The sequence below is a fragment of the Candidatus Palibaumannia cicadellinicola genome, assembly GCF_001269425.1.
Classification (GTDB): Bacteria; Pseudomonadota; Gammaproteobacteria; order Enterobacterales; family Enterobacteriaceae; genus Baumannia; species Baumannia cicadellinicola_A.
The window spans coordinates 141,524-162,083 of sequence record NZ_CP011787.1; the positions used below are offsets into that span (position 1 = coordinate 141,524).

The following is a 20,560-nucleotide window of genomic DNA, read 5'->3' on the forward strand; positions in this document are numbered from 1 at the left end:
TTATATAATTTTTTTAATTATATTATTAATTAATTCATTATTAATTGTTTTGTTTTTTAATGATTGATTAATGATTTTTTCTGCACTAGCTAAAGCTAAATCAATCACTTGTATTTTTAATTCTTCATATATTTTTTTTCTTTCATAATCTATTTGAATTTTAGCTTGATCTAAAATTTTTTTACGTTCTATTTCAGCTTCCTGTTTAGCTTTATATATTAATTGATCTTTATTTTTATTTGCTTGTTCAATAATTTCTTTAGCTTTTAATTTTATCTGTAATATATATTCTGATGTTTGATCTTTAGTAATTAGCAGCTCTTGTTTAGCTTTTTCTATAGCAGCGAAACTATCAATAATATCTTTTTGGCGTTTTTCTATGGATTTAATAATAGGTGGCCAAATGTATTTCATACAAAAAACAACAAAAAATATAAATGCTATAGCTTGTCCAAAAATAGTTGCATTTAAGTTCATAACACTATTCTCTAATTAAATTAAGCTACAGCGAATATAATATATAAACCTAATCCTACTGTAATCATAGGAATAGCATCGACTAAACCCATAATAATAAAAAATTGAGATCGAAGAATTGGAATTAAATCAGGTTGGCGTGCTGCTCCCTCTAAAAATTTACTACCTAATATACCAATACCAATAGCAGCACCAATAGCTGCTAGACCCATCATTATAGTAGCAGCAATATATAATAAATTAACATTTAAAATATCCATAATATTATCCTAAAGTTTTGTAATTGTTTAAAATTAATCATGTTTTTCATAAGCCATAGCAATATATATTATAGTTAATACCATAAATATAAAAGATTGCAATGTAATAATAAGTACATGAAAAATAGCCCAAGGTAAATTAAGCATCCATTGAGCCCACCATGGTAATAGACTAGCAATCAAAATAAAAATTAATTCACCTGAATATATATTTCCAAATAAACGAAGAGATAAAGATATAGGTTTAGAAAATAAACTAATACATTCAATAATTAAATTAATTGGAATAAAAATAGGATGATTAAATGGTTGCATAGTAAGTTCTTTTATAAAACCATTAATTCCTTTTACTTTTATACTATAAAAAAGTATAAGAACAAATACTCCAATTGCCATTGAAAATGTGATATTAATATCAGCAGAAGGGACTACTCTTAGTAAGTTAATATTAAATAAATATTTAGCCACATAAGGTAAGAAATCTATTGATATTAAATCCATTAAATTCATTAAAAATATCCAAACAAATGTAGTTAAAGCCAGTGGTGCAATAATATTATTTTGGTAATAAAAAATATCTTTAACATTTTTATCTATAAAGCTTACTATTAATTCTATAAAAATTTGCATTTTACTAGGGATACTATTATTAGTATTAGTAGCTTTATTAGCTTTTATTGCTACTAAGCTAAATATTAAGGAAAATATTATTCCTAATAAAAAAGAAAAAAAAATTGAATCAATATTAAGTATCCAAAATGATGGTACTTTGTCATTGGTAATTAATTTTAAACTTGATAAATCAAGTTGTAGATGATGTAAATGATGATTAATATATTCTTTTGAAGTTATTATTACTCCTGAGGTTAATGTAACCATAGTATTTTCCTAAATTTTATAATTTAATTTTAATTAAGTTTATTATTTAAATGAATATATATATTATATAAATTTAAATAAAAGTGTGTTTTGTTTGTAATAATCCATGTTTTTTTAGCCAAATTAATAGAATAGATATGGATGTTGGTGTAATACCTGAAATACGAGATGCTTGTCCAATAGAATAAGGTTTATAATCATTTAATTTTGATTTAACTTCATTAGATAATCCAGAGATTACATTAAAATCTATATTTTTTGGTATAAGTGTATTTTCATGATGTAATTTACGAAAAATATCTTCTTCTTGTCTAAGAAGATAACCTTCATATTTTATTTGTATTTCAATTTGTTCTGCTGCTTTTTGATTTTTTAATGGAGGACTGAAATATGGTAAATTCGTTAATAATAAATAAGTTATTTCTGGTCTACGAAGTAAATTTTCACCATTAGTTTTATTTTTTAAAGGTGTATTTAATAATTTATTAAGATATTCTATACCTTTTGTATTAGGAGAAACATGAATATTACGTAAACGCTGACGCTCACGCTCAATCGATTCTCTTTTATAACAAAAAGAATTCCATCTTCTATCATTTACTACACCAAGTGTTCTTCCTATATCTGTTAGACGAAGATCTGCATTATCTTCACGTAAAGTTAGTCTGTACTCAGCACGAGAAGTAAACATACGATATGGTTCTTTTGTACCTAGTGTACAAAGATCATCAACTAAAACACCAAGATAAGCTTGATTACGACTTGGTATCCAACCTTGTTGTTTTTTTGAATATCTTGCGGCATTAATACCAGCAATTAAACCTTGCGCTGCAGCTTCTTCATAACCAGTAGTACCATTTATTTGCCCTGCTAAAAATAATCCAGAAATAATTTTACTTTCTAATGTTAATTGTAAATCACGAGGATCAAAAAAATCATATTCTATAGCATAACCAGGTTGTAAAATTTCAGCTTTTTCTAAACCTTTTATTGATTTAATTATTTTAATTTGAATATCAAATGGTAAACTAGTAGAAATACCATTAGGATAAATTACTTGACTATTTAGTCCTTCTGGTTCAAGAAATATTTGGTGTGAATTACGATGAGCAAAGTTAATAACTTTATCTTCAATAGAAGGACAATAACGAGGTCCTATACCTTTAATAGTGCCATTATATATTGGACTTTGATGTAAATTATTTATAATAATTTCATGAGTATTATTATTAGTATAAGTGATATAACAAGGTACTTGCTGCTGATTATTAGTTATATCTTCTAAAAAAGAAAATTTTGGTAAAGGATTATCACTATGTTGCGCAGTTAGTATACTAAAATTTATACTAGATGCCTTAATACGTGGTGGAGTTCCAGTTTTTAATCTTTTTGCTCTTAATGGAAGTTTACGTAAATTGCTCGATAGAGAAACTGATGATACATCTCCAATACGACCCCCGCAAGAATGATTTAGACCAATATGAATTTTACCATCTAAAAATGTCCCTACCGTTAACACAACTGATTTAGCGTAAAATTTTAATTGATTGTTTGTAATGACACCAATAATATTATTATTATTAATAATAATATCTTCTACACTGTATTCTAGAATAAATAAATTCCTTTGTTGTTGTAGAAGATGATATATTGCTTTTTGGTAAAGAATTCTATCTGCTTGTGCTCTAGTTGCTCTAACTGCTGGTCCTTTACTAGTATTTAGTACTCGAAACTGAATACCTGCATAATCAATGGCTTGAGCCATTATACCACCCATAGCATCAATTTCTTTAGTTAGATGTCCCTTACCAATTCCACCTATAGCAGGATTACAAGACATTTGACCAATTGTTTTAATATTATGAGTTAATAATAATGTTTTACATCCGATTTGTGCTGATGCTACTGCTGCTTCTGTACCGGCATGGCCTCCGCCTACAATTATCACTTCAAAATCATTTATGTGAAACATAAATAAACCTTATTAACTTTAACTATACTAAACTTAGTAAGTTAGTTATTGTAAAACAAGTTAAAATTAAAATTTAAAATAAATTAACATATTTTTAATAGACTATTAATGTCTTTTTGTATACGAATTTTACTATTTTTATCTACATTTTTCGATAGTACTGCTTGTACCCATAACTGTTTATTATGCATCATACAAGCTGTTAATACTATACCGGTATTTCTCCAACTACTACCTATTTTTATTTCTAAATTTTCACCTGCAAGAGGAATAACTTTTGATTTTCCAGATAAAAAATAAAGTTGTTGTTTATTCATACCACGATACTTTATACGTGCTATTATTTCTTGCCCTAGATAACATCCTTTGGTAAAACAAATTCCACCTAATTTATGCAGATTAACAGCATATGGTGTTAATTTATTCATTACAGCATAATCTATAATAGGATAACCAGCTTCAATATCTAATGTAAGCCACTGTTTACTATTATTAAATATAGTTTTATATGATAGTTGATTTAGTAAAATATCTCGTAATTTATTGGTAGTAATTAATAAAAAACGAATCACTGGCCTATTAAAATACAAAATAGTAGTATTATGATATTGTACTATTGAATTTTTCATATCTGGTATTTTATCAAAAATACTACTTAATAATAGTGAAGAATTTACACCAGCTACACCAAGTAAGTTAATATCTTTATTAACATTAATACTAATTTTTGAAAATATAGAATATTTTTTTAATGCAATTAACTGATGTTCATAAACACTACGTCTAGTAATAAATGATACTTGATTGTTATGATAAAAAACACATATATTACTATATATTTTACCATTTTCATTGCAATGAGCTGCAAAACTATATTGATTTTTACATAGATTAGCTATGTCACATGTTAACTGTCCTTGAAGATAACTAATAGTATCTGGCCCACTAATAGTTATCATTATCCACTGTTCTAATAATATTATTGTTAAAGGTAAATATTGAGATGTAAATGGTTTTTGATCTATTGCATTTTTATTAAAAATTAATGACATAAAAATATCCTATTTAATTTAACGAAATAAATAATTATATTATATATAATTTTTTCAATTTAATTTATAAATATATGTTTAAAAATTATTTAAAAGTTAATGAAACTCATTTATGTCGTAGACCATTAGGTAATATTTCAGTTTTATCTAATTTAAACATTCCACCATTACTAAAACAACTTTATATACAACGTGGTATTACAAAACCATGTGAATTAGAACTAAATATTGATAAATTACTAAACTATTCTACTATCACTGGTATTGAACAAGCAGCAATAATTTTAGCACAAGCGATAATAGATAAACTTAACATTCTAATAGTAGGAGATTATGATACTGATGGTGCAACTAGTACTGCTTTAGTTTTACTTTCTTTAAAAAAAATGGGTGCAAAAAACATTAATTTTATTATTCCAAAACGTTTTGAAGAACATCACGGTATTAGTCCAGCGATAGTAGAACAAGCTTTATTGCTTAATACTAAAATAATTATTACTGTTGATAATGGAATATCATCTTATGATGGGGTTAATTTAGCGTCTTCTAAAGGTATTAATGTATTAATTACTGATCATCATTTACCTAGTAATAAGTTACCTTTAGCTGCAGCTATTGTCAACCCTAATTTAGATTCTTGTCTTTTTCCTTCAAAAGCTTTAGCAGGTGTTGGTGTTACTTTTTATCTAATGCTAGCTTTACGTGCTCAGTTATATGAGTTAGGTTGGTTTTCAAAGAACAGTATAGTAATACCAAATTTAGTAAATTTATTAGATTTAGTAGCATTGGGGACTATAGCCGATATGGTACCATTAGATACTAATAATCGTATTTTAGTATTTCAAGGTATACGTCGTATTAGAGCTGGTTACTGTTGTCCTGGAATAATTGCGTTAGCTCAAGTTGCGAAAGTTAATATCAATACCTTATGCGAACATGATTTAAGTTTTGCTATTAGTCCACGCCTAAATGCTGCAGGACGAATAGATGATATGTCATTAGGAGTTACTTTACTAACAACCAATAACATGTCAAAAGCTATAATTTTAGCTAAACAACTAGATCAACTGAATAAAACTAGAAAAAAAATTGAACAAACTATGGAAATTCAAGCATTAGAATTATGCAAAGAAATAGAATATAAAAAAGGTGATATACCATTAGGTTTATCTCTTTATCATCCCAAATGGCACCATGGTATAATAGGTATTTTAGCTTCTAGGCTAAAAAAAAAATTTAATAGACCAGTTATAACTTTTGCATCTACTAGTTTGAATTTAGTAAAGGGTTCTTGTCGTTCTATTGAAGGTGTAAATATATATCAAATATTAAATAAATTAAATTTAAGATATCCTGGTATGATTTTACAATTTGGTGGTCATGCTATGGCCGCTGGTTTAACTTTAGAAGAACAAAAATTAAAAATTTTTACTAATCGTTTTGAAAACATTATTAAAAAAATTATTGTTCCTTCAATGCTAAAAAATATTATTTGGTCTGATGGTGAATTAACTAATGATCAATTATCCATATTAACTGCTAAAATAATAAAAAATGGAGGACCATGGGGTGAAAATTTTTCCTATCCTTTATTTGATGGTGAATTTATTATATTAAATCAACAAATTATAAATAAAAAACACTTAATAATGAAACTAAAACCTATTACTAATGGACCATTAGTATCTGGAATTATTTTTAATATGACAAATTTTATTAAATTAAATTGTAAACAAAATAAAATTAAATTAGCTTATCAGTTAAATATTAATAATTTTTATGGTAAATCTAATTTACAATTATTAATTCAATATTTTTGGAAAATTTAATTAAATATATTTATAATTTTTTATTTATTAAAATATTAAGTAATTAAACATACCTTTAACAATCATTTGATTAATTTTTAAATAAATTTATATATATGTTAGAAACTAATTTAATTAATAATAAAATACATAACTTATTATATAGAATAAAATTACAAAAAAACATTTTTGATGTTTCTGAAAAAAATCGTTTAGAAGAAATAGAAGATAAGTTAAAAACAAATGAAGTATGGAAATATACTGAACAAGTACAGTTACTTCGTAAAGAATTATCGTTATTAAAAGATATTAATAAACAAATTGATAATATAACGAAAATTATTAAAGAATCAGCATTATTACTAGAGTTAGCTATTAATGAAAATGATAAAAATATTTTGATTGACATTAAATTTGAACTAGATAATTCAGAGAAATTATTAGAAAAATTAGAATTATGTCGTATGTTTAGTGGTAAACATGATTATTATAATTGTTATATAGATATTCAAGCTGGTTCAGGTGGAACAGAAGCACAAGATTGGGCTAATATGTTATTAAGAATGTACTTACGTTGGGGAGAATTACATAAATTTAAAACAGAAATCATAGACGAATCCGCAGGAGAAATAGCTGGAATTAAATCTGCCACTATTAACATAATAGGTAATTATGCACATGGGTGGTTACGTACAGAAACAGGGATACATCGTTTAGTACGTAAAAGTCCATTCGATTCAGGAGGAAGACGTCATACTTCATTTAGTTCTGTATTTGTTTATCCAGAAATTAATAAAAATATTAATATTGAAATTAACATAAAAGATTTAAGAATTGATGTATATCGTGCTTCAGGTGCTGGTGGTCAACATGTGAATCGTACTGAATCTGCAGTTCGTATTACACATTTACCAACTAATATAGTTACACAGTGTCAAAATGATCGTTCCCAGCATAAAAATAAAGATAAAGCCATGAAACAATTAAAAGCAAAACTTTATGAACTAGAAATTAAAAAAAAACAAATAGAAAAAAAACAACAAGAATATATAAAATCTGATATTAATTGGGGTAATCAAATTCGTTCTTATATACTTGATGACTCTCGTATCAAAGATTTACGTACTGGTATAGAAACACGTAATACTCAATCAGTACTAAATGGTGATATTGATAAATTTATTCAAGCTAGTCTTAAAGCAGGACTATAAAATTATATGTATACATCAATCATGTTAAATAATTCTAATAATCAGTCTGAATTACAGGAACGTCGTAACAAACTTTTAATACTACGTCAAAAAGGTGATCCATTTCCTAATGATTTTAGGCGTTCTATTACTTCTTCTCAATTATATAAACAATTTAATCCAAATAGTAAAGAAGCATTAGATGAATTAAATATAATAGTAAGTGTAGCTGGTCGTATGATCACTAGACGAATTATGGGTAAAGCATCATTTGTTACATTACAAGATGTAGATGGAAAAATACAGCTTTATATCTCTTCTAATATAATTGATATAAAAATTTATAATGAATATTTAAAATTGTTAGATTTAGGAGATATTTTAGGAGTAAGTGGGAAAGTTTTTAAAACTCGTACAGGAGAATTATCTATATACTGTAATGAAATTAGATTATTAACTAAAGCTTTACGTCCATTACCAGATAAATTTCATGGTATAGCAGATAAAGAAATACGTTATCGTCAAAGATATTTAGATTTAATTACTAATGATAAATCAAGAAAAATTTTTAAAATTAGATCAAAATTAATTTCTGAAATTCGTAATTTTATGATTAAAAATGATTTTATTGAAGTCGAAACACCTATGATGCATTCTATACCAGGTGGAGCTATTGCACGTCCATTTATTACACATCATAATGCATTAGATATTAATATGTATCTTCGTATTGCACCAGAATTATATTTAAAAAAATTAGTAGTAGGCGGGTTTGAACGTATTTTTGAAATAAATCATAACTTTCGTAATGAAGGACTATCTACATGTCATAATACAGAATTTACTATGATAGAATTATATATGGCTTATGCTGATTATCTTGATTTAATGATTTTAATAGAAGATTTATTTCTTAAGCTGACACAAAGTGTATTAGGTAGTCATATTGTTCAATATGGTGACCAAACATTAGATTTTAGTAAAAAATTTATACATATGACAATGACAAAAGCTATATGTCATTATAATCCTTCAATTGTCTTAGAAGATCTAAATAATTTTAAGAAAACTAATGCTATAGCAAAATCTATAGGAATTCAAGTAAAACAACAATGGGGACTAGGTAGATTACAAACAGAAATTTTTGAAGAAACTACAAAAAAATATTTAATTCAACCTACTTTTATTTCTTGTTATCCAATAGAAGTATCACCATTAGCACGTCGTAATAATAAAAATTCATTTTTTGCTGATCGTTTTGAATTATTTATTGGAGGAAAAGAAATAGGTAATGGTTTTTCAGAACTCAATGATTCGGAAGATCAATATGTACGTTTTATTGAACAAATAAAGCAAAACAATAATAATAAAAATCAAGAAATATTTTTTGATGAAGATTATATTACAGCATTAGAGTATGGATTACCTCCAACTGCAGGATTAGGTATTGGTATTGATCGTTTAATGATGATTTTTACTAATAGTAATGTTATTCGTGATGTGATTCTTTTTCCTATTATGCGACCTAAAAATAAAATATTAAATAATAATGTTAGATAAAAATACAAACCCTACTATTTTAGTAATAGATTCTGGAGTAGGTGGTTTTTCTATTTTATATGAAGTAAAAAAAATTATAAAAAATGTTAATTATATATATGTTTTTGATAATGAAGAATTTCCTTATGGAAAAAAAACTAAACAATTTCTTCTCTCAAGAGTAATTAAAATTATTAATTCGGTATGTAAAATACATTCTATAGATATTATTATTATTGCTTGTAATACTTTAAGTACAGTATCATTACCATTACTTCGTAGATATTTTATCTGTCCTATTATTGGAGTTCTACCAGCAATTAAATTAGCAGCTAAAATTACTCGTAGTAGAGTTATTGGTTTATTAGCTACACAAACAACAATAAATAGCAATTATACAAATGTTTTAATAAAAAAACTTGCATCTTCCTATAAAATTATACCTTTTATAGCTACTAAATTAGTGTACTTAGCGGAAGATAAGTTTCATGGAAAAATAATATCATTAATTATTTTTAAAAATATTTTAAATGCATGGCTGAAACAAGTTATTAAATTAAATTTAGATACAATTATACTTGGATGTACACATTTTCCATTAATTTATGAAGAATTAAGAAAAATTATTCCTAAAAACATAAAATTAATTTATTCACATAAAGCTATTGCTAAAAAAGCTTTATGTATTCTAAAATATAATAATAAATATAATACTTTATTAAGTAATAATACATCAACAATCAATACTATTTATTGTTTATTATTTAATAATAATACTACGATATTAATGCCTAAATTATCTAAATATGGATTTCATAGTATGAAAAAATTATACATTTATTAATATACAAACTATTTTTTATTTAAATTAATTAAATATTTATAAAAATAACTATTGACTTATAAAGCAAGATAAGTTTATTCTTTAGTGGTAATTAATAAAAATTACAGTAATAATAATACTTAATTAGTATAGACAATTTGTGTGAACACATACAAAATATATCTATAAAAATTTTAGAAATAAATATTTTTAATTGAAGAGTTTGATCATGGCTCAGATTGAACGCTGGCGGTAAGCTTAACACATGCAAGTCGAGCGGCAGCGAAAAATAGTAGTAAAATACTATTTTGTCGGCAAGCGGCGAACGGGTGAGTAATGTCTGGGGATCTACCTAATGAAGGGGAATAACTACTGGAAACGGTAGCTAATGCCGCATAATGTCATGTAAGACCAAAATGAGGGACCTAATTATAGGCCTCATGTCATTAGATGAACCCAGATGAGATTAGCTAGTAGGTGAGATAATAGCTCACCTAGGCTACGATCTCTAGCTGGTCTGAGAGGATGGCCAGCCACACTGGAACTGAGACACGGTCCAGACTCCTACGGGAGGCAGCAGTGGGGAATATTGCACAATGGGGGAAACCCTGATGCAGCTATACCGCGTGTGTGAAGAAGGCCTTAGGGTTGTAAAGCACTTTCAGCGGGAAAGAAATTGAAGTTATTAATAATTCCTTCAATTGACGTTACCCGCAAAAGAAGCACCGGCTAACTCCGTGCCAGCAGCCGCGGTAATACGGAGGGTGCAAGCGTTAATCGGAATTACTGGGCGTAAAGCGTACGTAGGCGGTTAATTAAGTCAGATGTGAAATCCCCGGGCTTAACCTGGGAATGGCATTTGAAACTTCTTAGCTAGAGTATCGTAGAGGGGAGGAGAATTCCAGGTGTAGCGGTGAAATGCGTAGAGATCTGGAAGAATACCAGTGGCGAAGGCGCCTCCCTGGACTAAAACTGACGCTCAAGTACGAAAGCGTGGGGAGCAAACAGGATTAGATACCCTGGTAGTCCACGCTGTAAACGATGTCGATTTGAAGGTTGTAGTCTTGAACTATAGCCTTCGAAGCTAACGCATTAAATCGACCGCCTGGGGAATACGACCGCAAGGTTAAAACTCAAATGAATTGACGGGGGCCCGCACAAGCGGTGGAGCATGTGGTTTAATTCGATGCAACGCGAAAAACCTTACCTACTCTTGACATCCAGAGTAGAAAATAGAAATATTTTCGTGCCTTCGGGAACTCTGAGACAGGTGCTGCATGGCTGTCGTCAGCTCGTGTTGTGAAATGTTGGGTTAAGTCCCGCAACGAGCGCAACCCTTATACTTTGTTGCCAACGATTAAGTCGGGAACTCAAAGTAGACTGCCGGTGATAAACCGGAGGAAGGTGAGGATAACGTCAAGTCGTCATGGCCCTTACGAGTAGGGCTACACACGTGCTACAATGGTGCATACAAAGAGAAGCAAACTCGCAAGAGTTAGCAAACCTCATAAAGTGCGTCGTAGTCCGGATTAGAGTCTGCAACTCGACTCTATGAAGTCGGAATCGCTAGTAATCGTGAATCAGAATGTCACGGTGAATACGTTCCCGGGCCTTGTACACACCGCCCGTCACACCATGGGAGTGTGTTGCAAAAGAAGTAAGTAGCTTAACCAAATTGGAGGGCACTTACCACTTTGTGATTCATGACTGGGGTGAAGTCGTAACAAGGTAACCGTAGGGGAACCTGCGGTTGGATCACCTCCTTAAATAAATGTTATAATAATGTTGTAATAATGTTGTAATATAGAAAATATTGTATTGTGTTCACACACATTGTCTTTACATAAATTTGTAATAAATAACACTTAATAGTGTTATGAATGTCCCCTTCGTCTAGTGGTCTAGGACGTTGCCCTTTCACGGCAGCAACAGGGGTTCAACTCCCCTAGGGGACGCTATTTTATGAAACACTATAAAATAGTATTGTTCTTTAACAATTAAAAAATCAATAATATAAATCTTAATTTTATATCTTAGCTACTATACTTTATAATATAATAAGCTAAAAAATATTTTAGGGTTGTAAGGTTAAGTGAATAAGCGTATACGGTGGATGCCTAGACAGTCAGAGGCGATGAAGGACGTGCTAATCTGCGAAAAGCGTCGGTAAGCTGATAGGAAGCATTATCAACCGACGATTTCCGAATAGGAAAACCTGATGCAGCAATAAGCAATTATAATGCATCATTATTAAGTAAATTCATAGCTTAATAAAGCAAACCAGGAGAACTGAAACATCTAAGTATCCTGAGGAAAAAAAATCAACTGAGATTCCCTTAGTAGTGGCGAGCGAACGGGGAACAGCCTAGAGTTATCAGCAGTATAAATATCAGAAAAATGGTCTGGAAAGTCCAGCAATATAAGGTGATAGCCCTGTATTTAAAGTTATTTATTCTGTGAACTCAAAAAGTAGGACGAGACACGTGGTATCTTGTCTGAAGATGGGGGGCCCATCCTCCAAGGCTAAATACTACTGACTGATCGATAGTGAACTAGTACCGTAAGGGAAAGGTGAAAAGAACCCCGGTAAGGGGAGTGAAATAGAACCTGAAACCGTATACGTACAAGCAGTAGAAGCATGATAAGTTATTGTTATGATGTAACTGCGTACCTTTTGTATAATGGGTCAGCGACTTATATTCTGTAGCAAGGTTAACCGAATAGGGGAGCCGAAGGGAAACCGAGTCTTAACTGGGCGTTAAGTTGCAGGATATAGACCCGAAACCCGGTGATCTAGCCATGAGCAGATTGAAGGTTAGGTAACACTAACTGAAGGATCGAACCGACTAATGTTGAAAAATTAGCGGATGACTTGTGGCTAGGGGTGAAAGGCCAATCAAACCGGGAGATAGCTGGTTCTCCCCGAAAGCTATTTAGGTAGCGCCTCGTGAATTCATCTTTGGGGGTAAAGCACTGTTTCGGCTAGGGGTCCAAATTGGATTACTAAACCAATGCAAACTAAGAATACTAAAGAATGTTATCACGGGAGACACACGATGGGTGCTAACGTCCATCGTGAAAAGGGAAACAACCCAGACCGCCAGCTAAGGTCCCTAAGTCATAGTTAAGTGGAAAACGATGTGGGAAGTCATAAACAACCAGGATGTGGGCTTAGAAGCAGCCATCATTTAAAGAAAGCGTAATTGCTCACTGGTCGAGTCGGCCTGCGCGGAAAATGTAACGGGGCTAAATTATGCACCGAAGCTGCGGCAGCAAAATAATTTTTATATTAAATAAAAATAATTTGTTGGGTAGGGGAGCGTTCTGTAAGCCTGTGAAGGAAAGTTGTAAAATTTTCTGGAGGTATCAGAAGTGCGAATGCTGACATAAGTAACGATAAAGCGGGTAAAAAACCCGCTCGCCGAAAGACTAAGGGTTCCTGTTCAACGGTAATCGGAGCAGGGTAAGTCGACTCCTAAGGCGAGGCCGAAAGGCGTAGTCGATGGGAAACAGGTTAATATTCCTGTACTTTATATAATTGCGAAGGGGGGACGAAAAAAGCTAGGTCCGCCAGAGAACGGTTGTTCTGGTTTAAGCGTGTAGGTGAGAAAAGCAGGCAAATCCACTTTTCTATAACACTAAGGCGTGATGACAAAATCATTTCGATGATAAAGGGATTAATGCTATATTTCCAAGAAAAGCCTCTAAGCTTAAGATTATATAGAATCGTACCTCAAACCGACACAGGTAGTCATGTAGAGAATACTAAGGCGCTTGAGAGAACTCGGGTAAAGGAACTAGGCAAAATGGTGCCGTAACTTCGGAAGAAGGCACGCTGACATGTAAGTTATAGGATTTACTCCTAACGCTGAAGTCAGTCGCAGATACCAGCTGGCTGCAACTGTTTATTAAAAACACAGCACTGTGCAAACACGAAAGTGGACGTATACGGTGTGACGCCTGCCCGGTGCCGGAAGGTTAATTGATAGAGTAAATAGCTCTTGATCGAAGCCCCGGTAAACGGCGGCCGTAACTATAACGGTCCTAAGGTAGCGAAATTCCTTGTCGGGTAAGTTCCGACCTGCACGAATGGCGTAATGATGGCCAGACTGTCTCTACCCGAGACTCAGTGAAATTGAATTTGCCGTGAAGATGCGGTATACCCGTGGCAAGACGGAAAGACCCCGTGAACCTTTACTATAGCTTGATACTGAATATTTTGCTTTAATGTGTAGGATAGGTGGGAGGCTTTTAATGTAGACTAAAATCTACATAAAGCCGTCCTTGAAATACCACCCTTTAATGTTTGATATTCTAACTCTAGTCCGTTATCCGGACTGAGAACAGTGTCTGGTGGGTAGTTTGACTGGGGCGGTCTCCTCCCAAAGAGTAACGGAGGAGCACAAAGGTTAGCTAATTACGGTTAGATATCGTAAGGTTAGTGCAAAGGCATAAGCTAGCTTAACTGCAAGAGTGACGATTCAAGCAGATGCGAAAGCAGGTCTTAGTGATCCGGTGGTTCTAAATGGAAGGGCCATCGCTCAACGGATAAAAGGTACTCCGGGGATAACAGGCTAATACCGCCCAAGAGTTCATATCGACGGCGGTGTTTGGCACCTCGATGTCGGCTCATCACATCCTGGGGCTGAAGTAGGTCCCAAGGGTATGGCTGTTCGCCATTTAAAGTGGTACGCGAGCTGGGTTTAGAACGTCGTGAGACAGTTCGGTCCCTATCTGCCATGGGCGTTGGAAGATTGAGAGGGGCTGCTCCTAGTACGAGAGGACCGGAGTGGACGCACCGCTGGTGTTCGGGTTGTCATGCCAATGGCATTGCCCGGTAGCTACGTGCGGAAAAGATAACCGCTGAAAGCATCTAAGTGGGAAACTTGCCTCAAGATGAGTCTTCCCTGAGGTAAAAACCTCCTAAAGGGACGTTAAAGACGATAACGTTGATAGGTCAGATGTGTAAGCGCTGTGAGGCGTTGAGCTAACTGATACTAATGACCCGTGAGACTTAACCTTGCAACACCTAAAATATTTTTAAATTTAAAATATTTACCTGGCGGTAAATGCGCGGTAGCCCCACCTGATACCATGCCGAACTCAGAAGTGAAATATCGTAGCGCCGATGGTAGTATGAACTTGTTTTCATGTGAGAGTAGGAAACTGCCAGGTAATTTTATTTATGTTATTATTATATTTTTATGTATGGTGCGGTAGTTCAGTTGGTAAGAATATCGGCCTGTCACGCCGGAGGTCGCGGGTTCGAATCCCGTCCGCACCGCCACGCCAACACTAAAACAGCAAAGCGTGCTTTACTTTTGCTGCTTATTATTTATTATAGGGGTGTAGTTCAATTTGGTAGAGCACCGGTCTCCAAAACCGGAAGTTAGGAGTTCAAATCTCTTCACCCCTGCAATTTTTGGTTTTAAAGTTACCATTTAAAAGAGAAAAATCAGCTACTTGTAAAAATAATTGACGTACTTTAAAAAGTAAATTTAATCTATTAATACGTAATTCTTGTTTTTCAGTCATAATAAAAATTTTGTCAAAAAAATTATTTATTATCTCTCTTATAGACACTAATTGTATTAGGGCCTCTTGATAATGGTATGTTAAAAAATATGGTTGTATTAAATTATTTAATTTTACTAGATAATTCATCAGTGTTATTTCTTCTTGCTCCTGCAGAAGTTGAATTTCTACATTACCATAAATTTTTATTTTGGATTTTTCTATAATATTAGAAATTCTTTTATGTATTGCGATTATAATATCAGCAGATTGAAGCTGACTGAAATAACTAACAGCACGTATTCGCGCATCAAAGTCTACTGGCTTCATAGGCTTTAGTGCTACTACGGAATTTATAGTATCAGTACTATAACCATGTTTACTATACCATGAGCATAAACGATTAAACATAAAATTTATTACTTCATTTATTACTTGATTATTAGTTAGTTTTTTATTATATAAAAAAACAGCTTCTATTGTTAATGATTGTAAATCTAAAGGTAATTTTTTTTCTATGATAATACGTATTATACTTATTGCAGCACGTCGTAGGGCTAATGGATCTTTATTTTTCTTAGGATGCTGACTAATACCAAACATACCAACTAATGTATCCATTTTATCAGCAATGGCAACAGCGCACGACACTAATGTTGTCGGTAATTTATCTCCAGAAAAACGTGGCATATATTGTTCTTTTTGTGCTAGTGCTACGTTTTCATTTTCCCCATCTAGCAGAGCATAGTGCATCCCAATAATGCCCTGAATTTCAGGGTATTCAAATACCATATTAGTAATTAAATCACATTTAGATAATAAACCAGCACGTGATGCCTGTTCTACGTCAGTAGATTCAGTAGAAATTCTCTTTGCAATCCAACTAGCTAATACTTCAATACGAAGACTCTTATCACGTAAAGTCCCAAGTTGTGCCTGAAATATTACAGTATCTAAAAGAGATAAGTTATCGATTAACCTATTTTTTCTATCGGTGTTAAAGAAAAATTCGGTATCTGCTAGACGAGACAGAATAACTTTTGTATTACCAGAAATAACCTGTTGTGTATTTTTTGACTCGATATTAGCAACAAAAATAAATTTTGGTAAAATTTGTTTAGTGGTAGCATCATATATTGGAAAATATTTTTGATTCATTATCATCGTATAAACGAGTGCTTCAGTAGGAATTTTTAAAAATTTAGTATCAAAACTAGCAATAAGAACAATCGGCCATTCAACTAAAGAAGTAATTTCTTCTAATATATTATCATTGATATCGACAAAACCTCCTATTGTTTTTGCTAAATTTTCTGCATTACTAAGAATCATGTTCTTACGAATTTCATAGTCCGCTACTACTCGTCCACGTTCTAAAAGAACCTTAGGATAGCAATCAGCGTTTAATAATATAATTTCATTTTCACCCATAAAGCGATGTCCACGAATAATACGATCAGAGACAATACCCATAATTGTACCGGTAATTACCTCATCATCTAGTAGTAATGTAACAGTACGCACAGGGCGAATAAACTTATAATCTTTTGTACCCCATCGCATGGTATTAGGTAAAGCTAATTTAGCTAATGTATTACTAACTATATTGCATAGTAGCGACTTGACTGGCTTAGCTATCACTCGATATCTATAAACTAGCCACTCTCCTTTATGCGTAGACATACGTTCTGCTTGATTTAAATTGATACCGCAAAATTTTGCCCAACCTATCGCAGCTTTAGTTGGGTTACCTTTTTGATCAAAAGAATTACTAATAGCAGGGCCTATTTTCTCAATATAACTATCAGACTGAACGCTATTAATACTAATCACTTTTAGTGCTAGACGACGCGGAGTAGCAAACCATTTTATTTCATTGTAGCTGATACGAGCGTCAGATAGTTCAGAACTAAATTTTGCTGCAAAATCCTGTGCTAATTTACGTAAAATTTTAGCTGGTAACTCTTCAGTACCTATTTCTACTAAAAAATTATGTTTTTTCATAGATTCTTATGAACTTTGTTATTATTACATTGAGGAAAACCAAGCAACTTACGATAAGCATAGTATTCTTTTGCAACAGCTTTTGTAAGTTTCCTTAACCTAAAAATATAGTACTGTCTTTCTGTAACAGAAATAGCCTGACGAGCATCTAGCATATTAAAATTATGTGCTGCTTTGAGAATACATTCGTAAGCTGGCAATGAAAGTGGTGTATCTAGTGCTAGAATATTCTTAGCCTCTTGTTCATATTTTTCAAAACAACTAAACAAAAAATCAACGTCAGCAGATTCAAAATTATAAGTTGACTGCTCAATTTCATTTTGATGGCAAAGATCACCATATGTAATAGAGCCGAATATACCTTCATTCCATATCAGATCATAAACATTGTCAATATTTTGTAAAGACATAGCTATACGTTCTAGGCCATAAGTAATCTCACCTGTAATTAATTGACACTCCATACCACAAACTTGTTGAAAATAAGTCAGTTGAGTAACTTCCATACCATTAATCCATACTTCCCAACCTAATCCCCAAGCACCTAAAGTCTGATTTTCCCAATTATCTTCAACAAAACGAAGATCATTAATTGTTAGATCTAACCCTAATATTATTAGAGAATTGAGATATAATTCTTGTATATTTTCTGGTGATGGTTTTAATATTACCTGAAATTGATAATAGTGCTGTAAACGATTTGGATTTTCCCCATAACGTCCATCCGTTGGACGTCTAGATGGTTGAACATAAGCAGCAGCAATAGGCTCTGGACCTAAAGCTCGTAAGCATGTCATAGGATGTGAAGTACCAGCTCCAACCTCAATATCTATTGGTTGGATAATAGTACAACCATAGCGTGCCCAGTAATCCTGAAGCTTGAGAATAATGCTCTGAAAAGTATTAGAAATATACGTATGCCTCATTGGAGAGATAATCAATAAATAACAATAAAAACTAATTATTTAATATTATTTCATATAATTTAGAAAATAAATTTAATATATATTAAAAATATAAATTAATAATTAATAATTTTGATTATTTAATGATTTAAATTTATTAAAATTAAATTAAATATGATTTTGTCTAATTAAAATCAATAACTTCATTTAAAATAAATGACTCCAGCTATACTACCAGTCGCAGATTATAATCGGCAATTACAAGAAAAAGCGATACGTTTGCAGAAAATGATGGCAAATTTTAATGCTCCTAATATCAAAATATTTGCTTCAGAACCGATACATTACCGCATGCGCGCAGAATTTCGTGTTTGGCATGATAATGATCAACTGTTTCATATTATTTTTGATCAACAGACCAAACAACGCATACGTGTAAACTATTTCATGGCAGGTAGTATGCTAATGAACGAACTTATGAGTTATATTATTACTGCTGTACAAAATGATATTGTGTTAAGAACAAAATTATTTCAAATAGAGTATCTGACTACTACTAGTGGTGAAGCCTTAATTACTCTTATTTATCATAGATCTATAGAAACAAAAGAATGGCGCAATCATGCATCTATGCTGCTTGAAAATTTATTTAACCTTGGTTATAAGATTAATATTATTGGCAGATCAGCTAAAACTAAAATTTGCATTAATTATGATTATGTAGAAGAATATATTACGGTTTCAGGAATAGTACTAAATTACCGGCAAATAGATAATATATTTACTCAACCAAATACTGGAATTAATATTAAGATGCTAGATTGGGTATTATCATTAACTATAGAAGCACAGGGAGATTTACTAGAATTATACTGTGGAAATGGTAACTTTTCATTAGCACTATCTCGTAATTTTGCAAAAATATTAGCCATAGAAATAGCAAAACAGTCAGTTAATTTAGCGCAACATAATATTATGGTAAATAACATAGATAATGTTCAAATAATACGTATGTCTGTAGCTGAATTTACTAAATTAATAAAAGGTGTACGTACTTTTAAAAGAATGAATAATGTATCTATAGATAATTATCAATGCAATACAGTTTTTCTTGATCCACCACGGTGTGGACTAGATGATTATACAAATAATCTAGTACAGAATTATCCTAAAATAATTTATATATCCTGTAATCCTGAATCATTGTGCCGTGATCTAGTCACTCTTACTGTGACGCATAACATAGAAAATATAGCTTTATTTGATCAATTTCCTTATACTAACCATATAGAATGTGGTGTTATTCTTGTAAAAAAGAAAATTTTATTTTAGAACGTACTCCTAGTACGGTATATATATATTTAGTAACAGCGGCTACAACAAGCTGTAGTTGTTTATAATGAAACACTGGCCAAATTAATAATATTTAAATATCAATACCAGCTGCTAAAAAACAAAGATAATGTATATATACTTATATTTATAGTTATAAGTACATTATTATGCATCATACATAGCATTACCTATACTAAAATAATATTAGTTTGTATAAACTTTATTAAAATAAAATATTTATATACAAAATAACTAAATTAAATTGATATTTATCAATACAGCTTAAATTAAAAAATTTTATATGTTATTAATAATTGATTATATAATATAATGTTATGATGCTAGTTTTGATCCAATATTAATAATTTATATATCATACATGCATGCTTTGATCGATAGATCTTATAAAAAAAACTATGCAATTCCATAATTAGTAATTATTATGCTTTAAATTTTCATTTATTTATAAAATTGCTGTTTTAAACAGCACAAGATATAGAATTTTTATTTAATGGAAAATGACTTTTATTTATTTATTGTTACCAAGTAACATGCTAAAACGCTTATTAAAACGTTCAACACGACCGCCAGTATTTATTATCCTTTGTTTACCTGTGTAAAAAGGATGGCAAGCACTACATACGTCTAAGTTCAAATCTTGGTTGACAGTAGAATAGTTATTAATAATATTACCACAAGAACATATTGCGGTAATTTTAAAGTATTTTGGGTGTATATTTTTTTTCATATTAAAAAACCTTTTAGCTGTGTATATTTTTGTCAGTAATCTGATGATTTATTA

General features: G+C 31.1%; 13 protein-coding genes, 3 tRNA genes and 3 rRNA genes. 11 read left to right on the top strand and 8 right to left on the bottom strand.

Annotated features, from left to right (window positions below; translation table 11 throughout):
• From AB162_RS00595 to ygfZ, 5 genes are all read right to left on the bottom strand, one after another.
• Complete coding sequence (locus AB162_RS00595) at positions 1–477, bottom strand: F0F1 ATP synthase subunit B (protein ID WP_053096587.1); 477 nt, start codon at positions 475–477, stop codon at positions 1–3.
• A 20-nt stretch (positions 478–497) separates the two neighbouring features.
• Entirely contained in the window at positions 498–737 is a 240-nt protein-coding gene (gene atpE, locus AB162_RS00600; RefSeq protein ID WP_053096589.1) for a F0F1 ATP synthase subunit C, read from the bottom strand.
• A 33-nt stretch (positions 738–770) separates the two neighbouring features.
• Positions 771–1,616 carry a F0F1 ATP synthase subunit A gene (gene atpB, locus AB162_RS00605; protein WP_053096591.1) on the bottom strand — a complete coding sequence of 282 codons (846 nt, stop codon included), beginning with the start codon at positions 1,614–1,616 and terminating at the stop codon, positions 771–773.
• 73 nt (positions 1,617–1,689) lie between these two features.
• Positions 1,690–3,588: a tRNA uridine-5-carboxymethylaminomethyl(34) synthesis enzyme MnmG gene (gene mnmG, locus AB162_RS00610; RefSeq protein ID WP_053096592.1), complete on the bottom strand. Its 1,899-nt coding sequence runs from the start codon at positions 3,586–3,588 to the stop codon at positions 1,690–1,692.
• 83 nt (positions 3,589–3,671) lie between these two features.
• The gene (gene ygfZ, locus AB162_RS00615) at positions 3,672–4,640 is read right to left on the bottom strand and encodes a tRNA-modifying protein YgfZ (protein ID WP_053096594.1); all 969 of its coding nucleotides are present in this window, start codon (positions 4,638–4,640) and stop codon (positions 3,672–3,674) included.
• Between the two features lie 74 nt (positions 4,641–4,714).
• Here ygfZ and recJ point away from each other — a divergent pair, with 74 nt between their 5' ends.
• The 10 genes from recJ (at position 4,715) to AB162_RS00665 (ending at position 15,416) form a co-directional block, all read left to right on the top strand.
• Positions 4,715–6,469: a single-stranded-DNA-specific exonuclease RecJ gene (gene recJ / locus AB162_RS00620; RefSeq protein WP_053096596.1), complete on the top strand. Its 1,755-nt coding sequence runs from the start codon at positions 4,715–4,717 to the stop codon at positions 6,467–6,469.
• 95 nt (positions 6,470–6,564) lie between these two features.
• Positions 6,565–7,659, top strand: coding sequence for a peptide chain release factor 2 (prfB, locus tag AB162_RS00625; protein ID WP_053096598.1), 1,095 nt, complete (start codon positions 6,565–6,567; stop codon positions 7,657–7,659).
• Between the two features lie 6 nt (positions 7,660–7,665).
• Complete coding sequence (gene lysS / locus AB162_RS00630) at positions 7,666–9,198, top strand: lysine--tRNA ligase (protein ID WP_053096600.1); 1,533 nt, start codon at positions 7,666–7,668, stop codon at positions 9,196–9,198.
• Entirely contained in the window at positions 9,188–10,021 is an 834-nt protein-coding gene (gene murI, locus AB162_RS00635; protein ID WP_260080630.1) for a glutamate racemase, read from the top strand. The genes lysS and murI overlap by 11 nt, the downstream gene beginning before the upstream one ends.
• A 190-nt stretch (positions 10,022–10,211) precedes the next feature.
• A 16S ribosomal RNA gene (locus AB162_RS00640) occupies positions 10,212–11,766 on the top strand.
• Between the two features lie 116 nt (positions 11,767–11,882).
• A tRNA-Glu gene (locus AB162_RS00645) sits at positions 11,883–11,955 on the top strand.
• A 131-nt stretch (positions 11,956–12,086) separates the two neighbouring features.
• Positions 12,087–15,022, top strand: a 23S ribosomal RNA gene (locus tag AB162_RS00650).
• A gap of 36 nt (positions 15,023–15,058) precedes the next feature.
• Positions 15,059–15,175: ribosomal RNA gene (rrf, locus tag AB162_RS00655) — 5S ribosomal RNA — on the top strand.
• The 16S, 23S and 5S rRNA genes sit together here with 3 tRNA genes alongside, the layout of an rRNA operon.
• A 35-nt stretch (positions 15,176–15,210) precedes the next feature.
• Positions 15,211–15,287: transfer RNA gene (locus AB162_RS00660), tRNA-Asp, on the top strand.
• 55 nt (positions 15,288–15,342) lie between these two features.
• Positions 15,343–15,416: transfer RNA gene (locus AB162_RS00665), tRNA-Trp, on the top strand.
• Here the strand turns inward: AB162_RS00665 and glyS are convergent.
• Entirely contained in the window at positions 15,398–17,518 is a 2,121-nt protein-coding gene (glyS, locus tag AB162_RS00670) for a glycine--tRNA ligase subunit beta (protein ID WP_053097362.1), read from the bottom strand. The genes AB162_RS00665 and glyS overlap by 19 nt on opposite strands.
• Positions 17,515–18,444: a glycine--tRNA ligase subunit alpha gene (gene glyQ / locus AB162_RS00675; RefSeq protein ID WP_053096605.1), complete on the bottom strand. Its 930-nt coding sequence runs from the start codon at positions 18,442–18,444 to the stop codon at positions 17,515–17,517. The genes glyS and glyQ overlap by 4 nt, the downstream gene beginning before the upstream one ends.
• A 195-nt stretch (positions 18,445–18,639) precedes the next feature.
• On the opposite strand from glyQ, the gene trmA reads away from it, so the two are divergent.
• Positions 18,640–19,755 carry a tRNA (uridine(54)-C5)-methyltransferase TrmA gene (trmA, locus tag AB162_RS00680; RefSeq protein ID WP_053096607.1) on the top strand — a complete coding sequence of 372 codons (1,116 nt, stop codon included), beginning with the start codon at positions 18,640–18,642 and terminating at the stop codon, positions 19,753–19,755.
• A 532-nt stretch (positions 19,756–20,287) separates the two neighbouring features.
• Here the strand turns inward: trmA and rpmE are convergent.
• Positions 20,288–20,506, bottom strand: coding sequence for a 50S ribosomal protein L31 (rpmE, locus tag AB162_RS00685; RefSeq protein WP_053096610.1), 219 nt, complete (start codon positions 20,504–20,506; stop codon positions 20,288–20,290).
• Positions 20,507–20,560 lie beyond the last annotated feature (54 nt).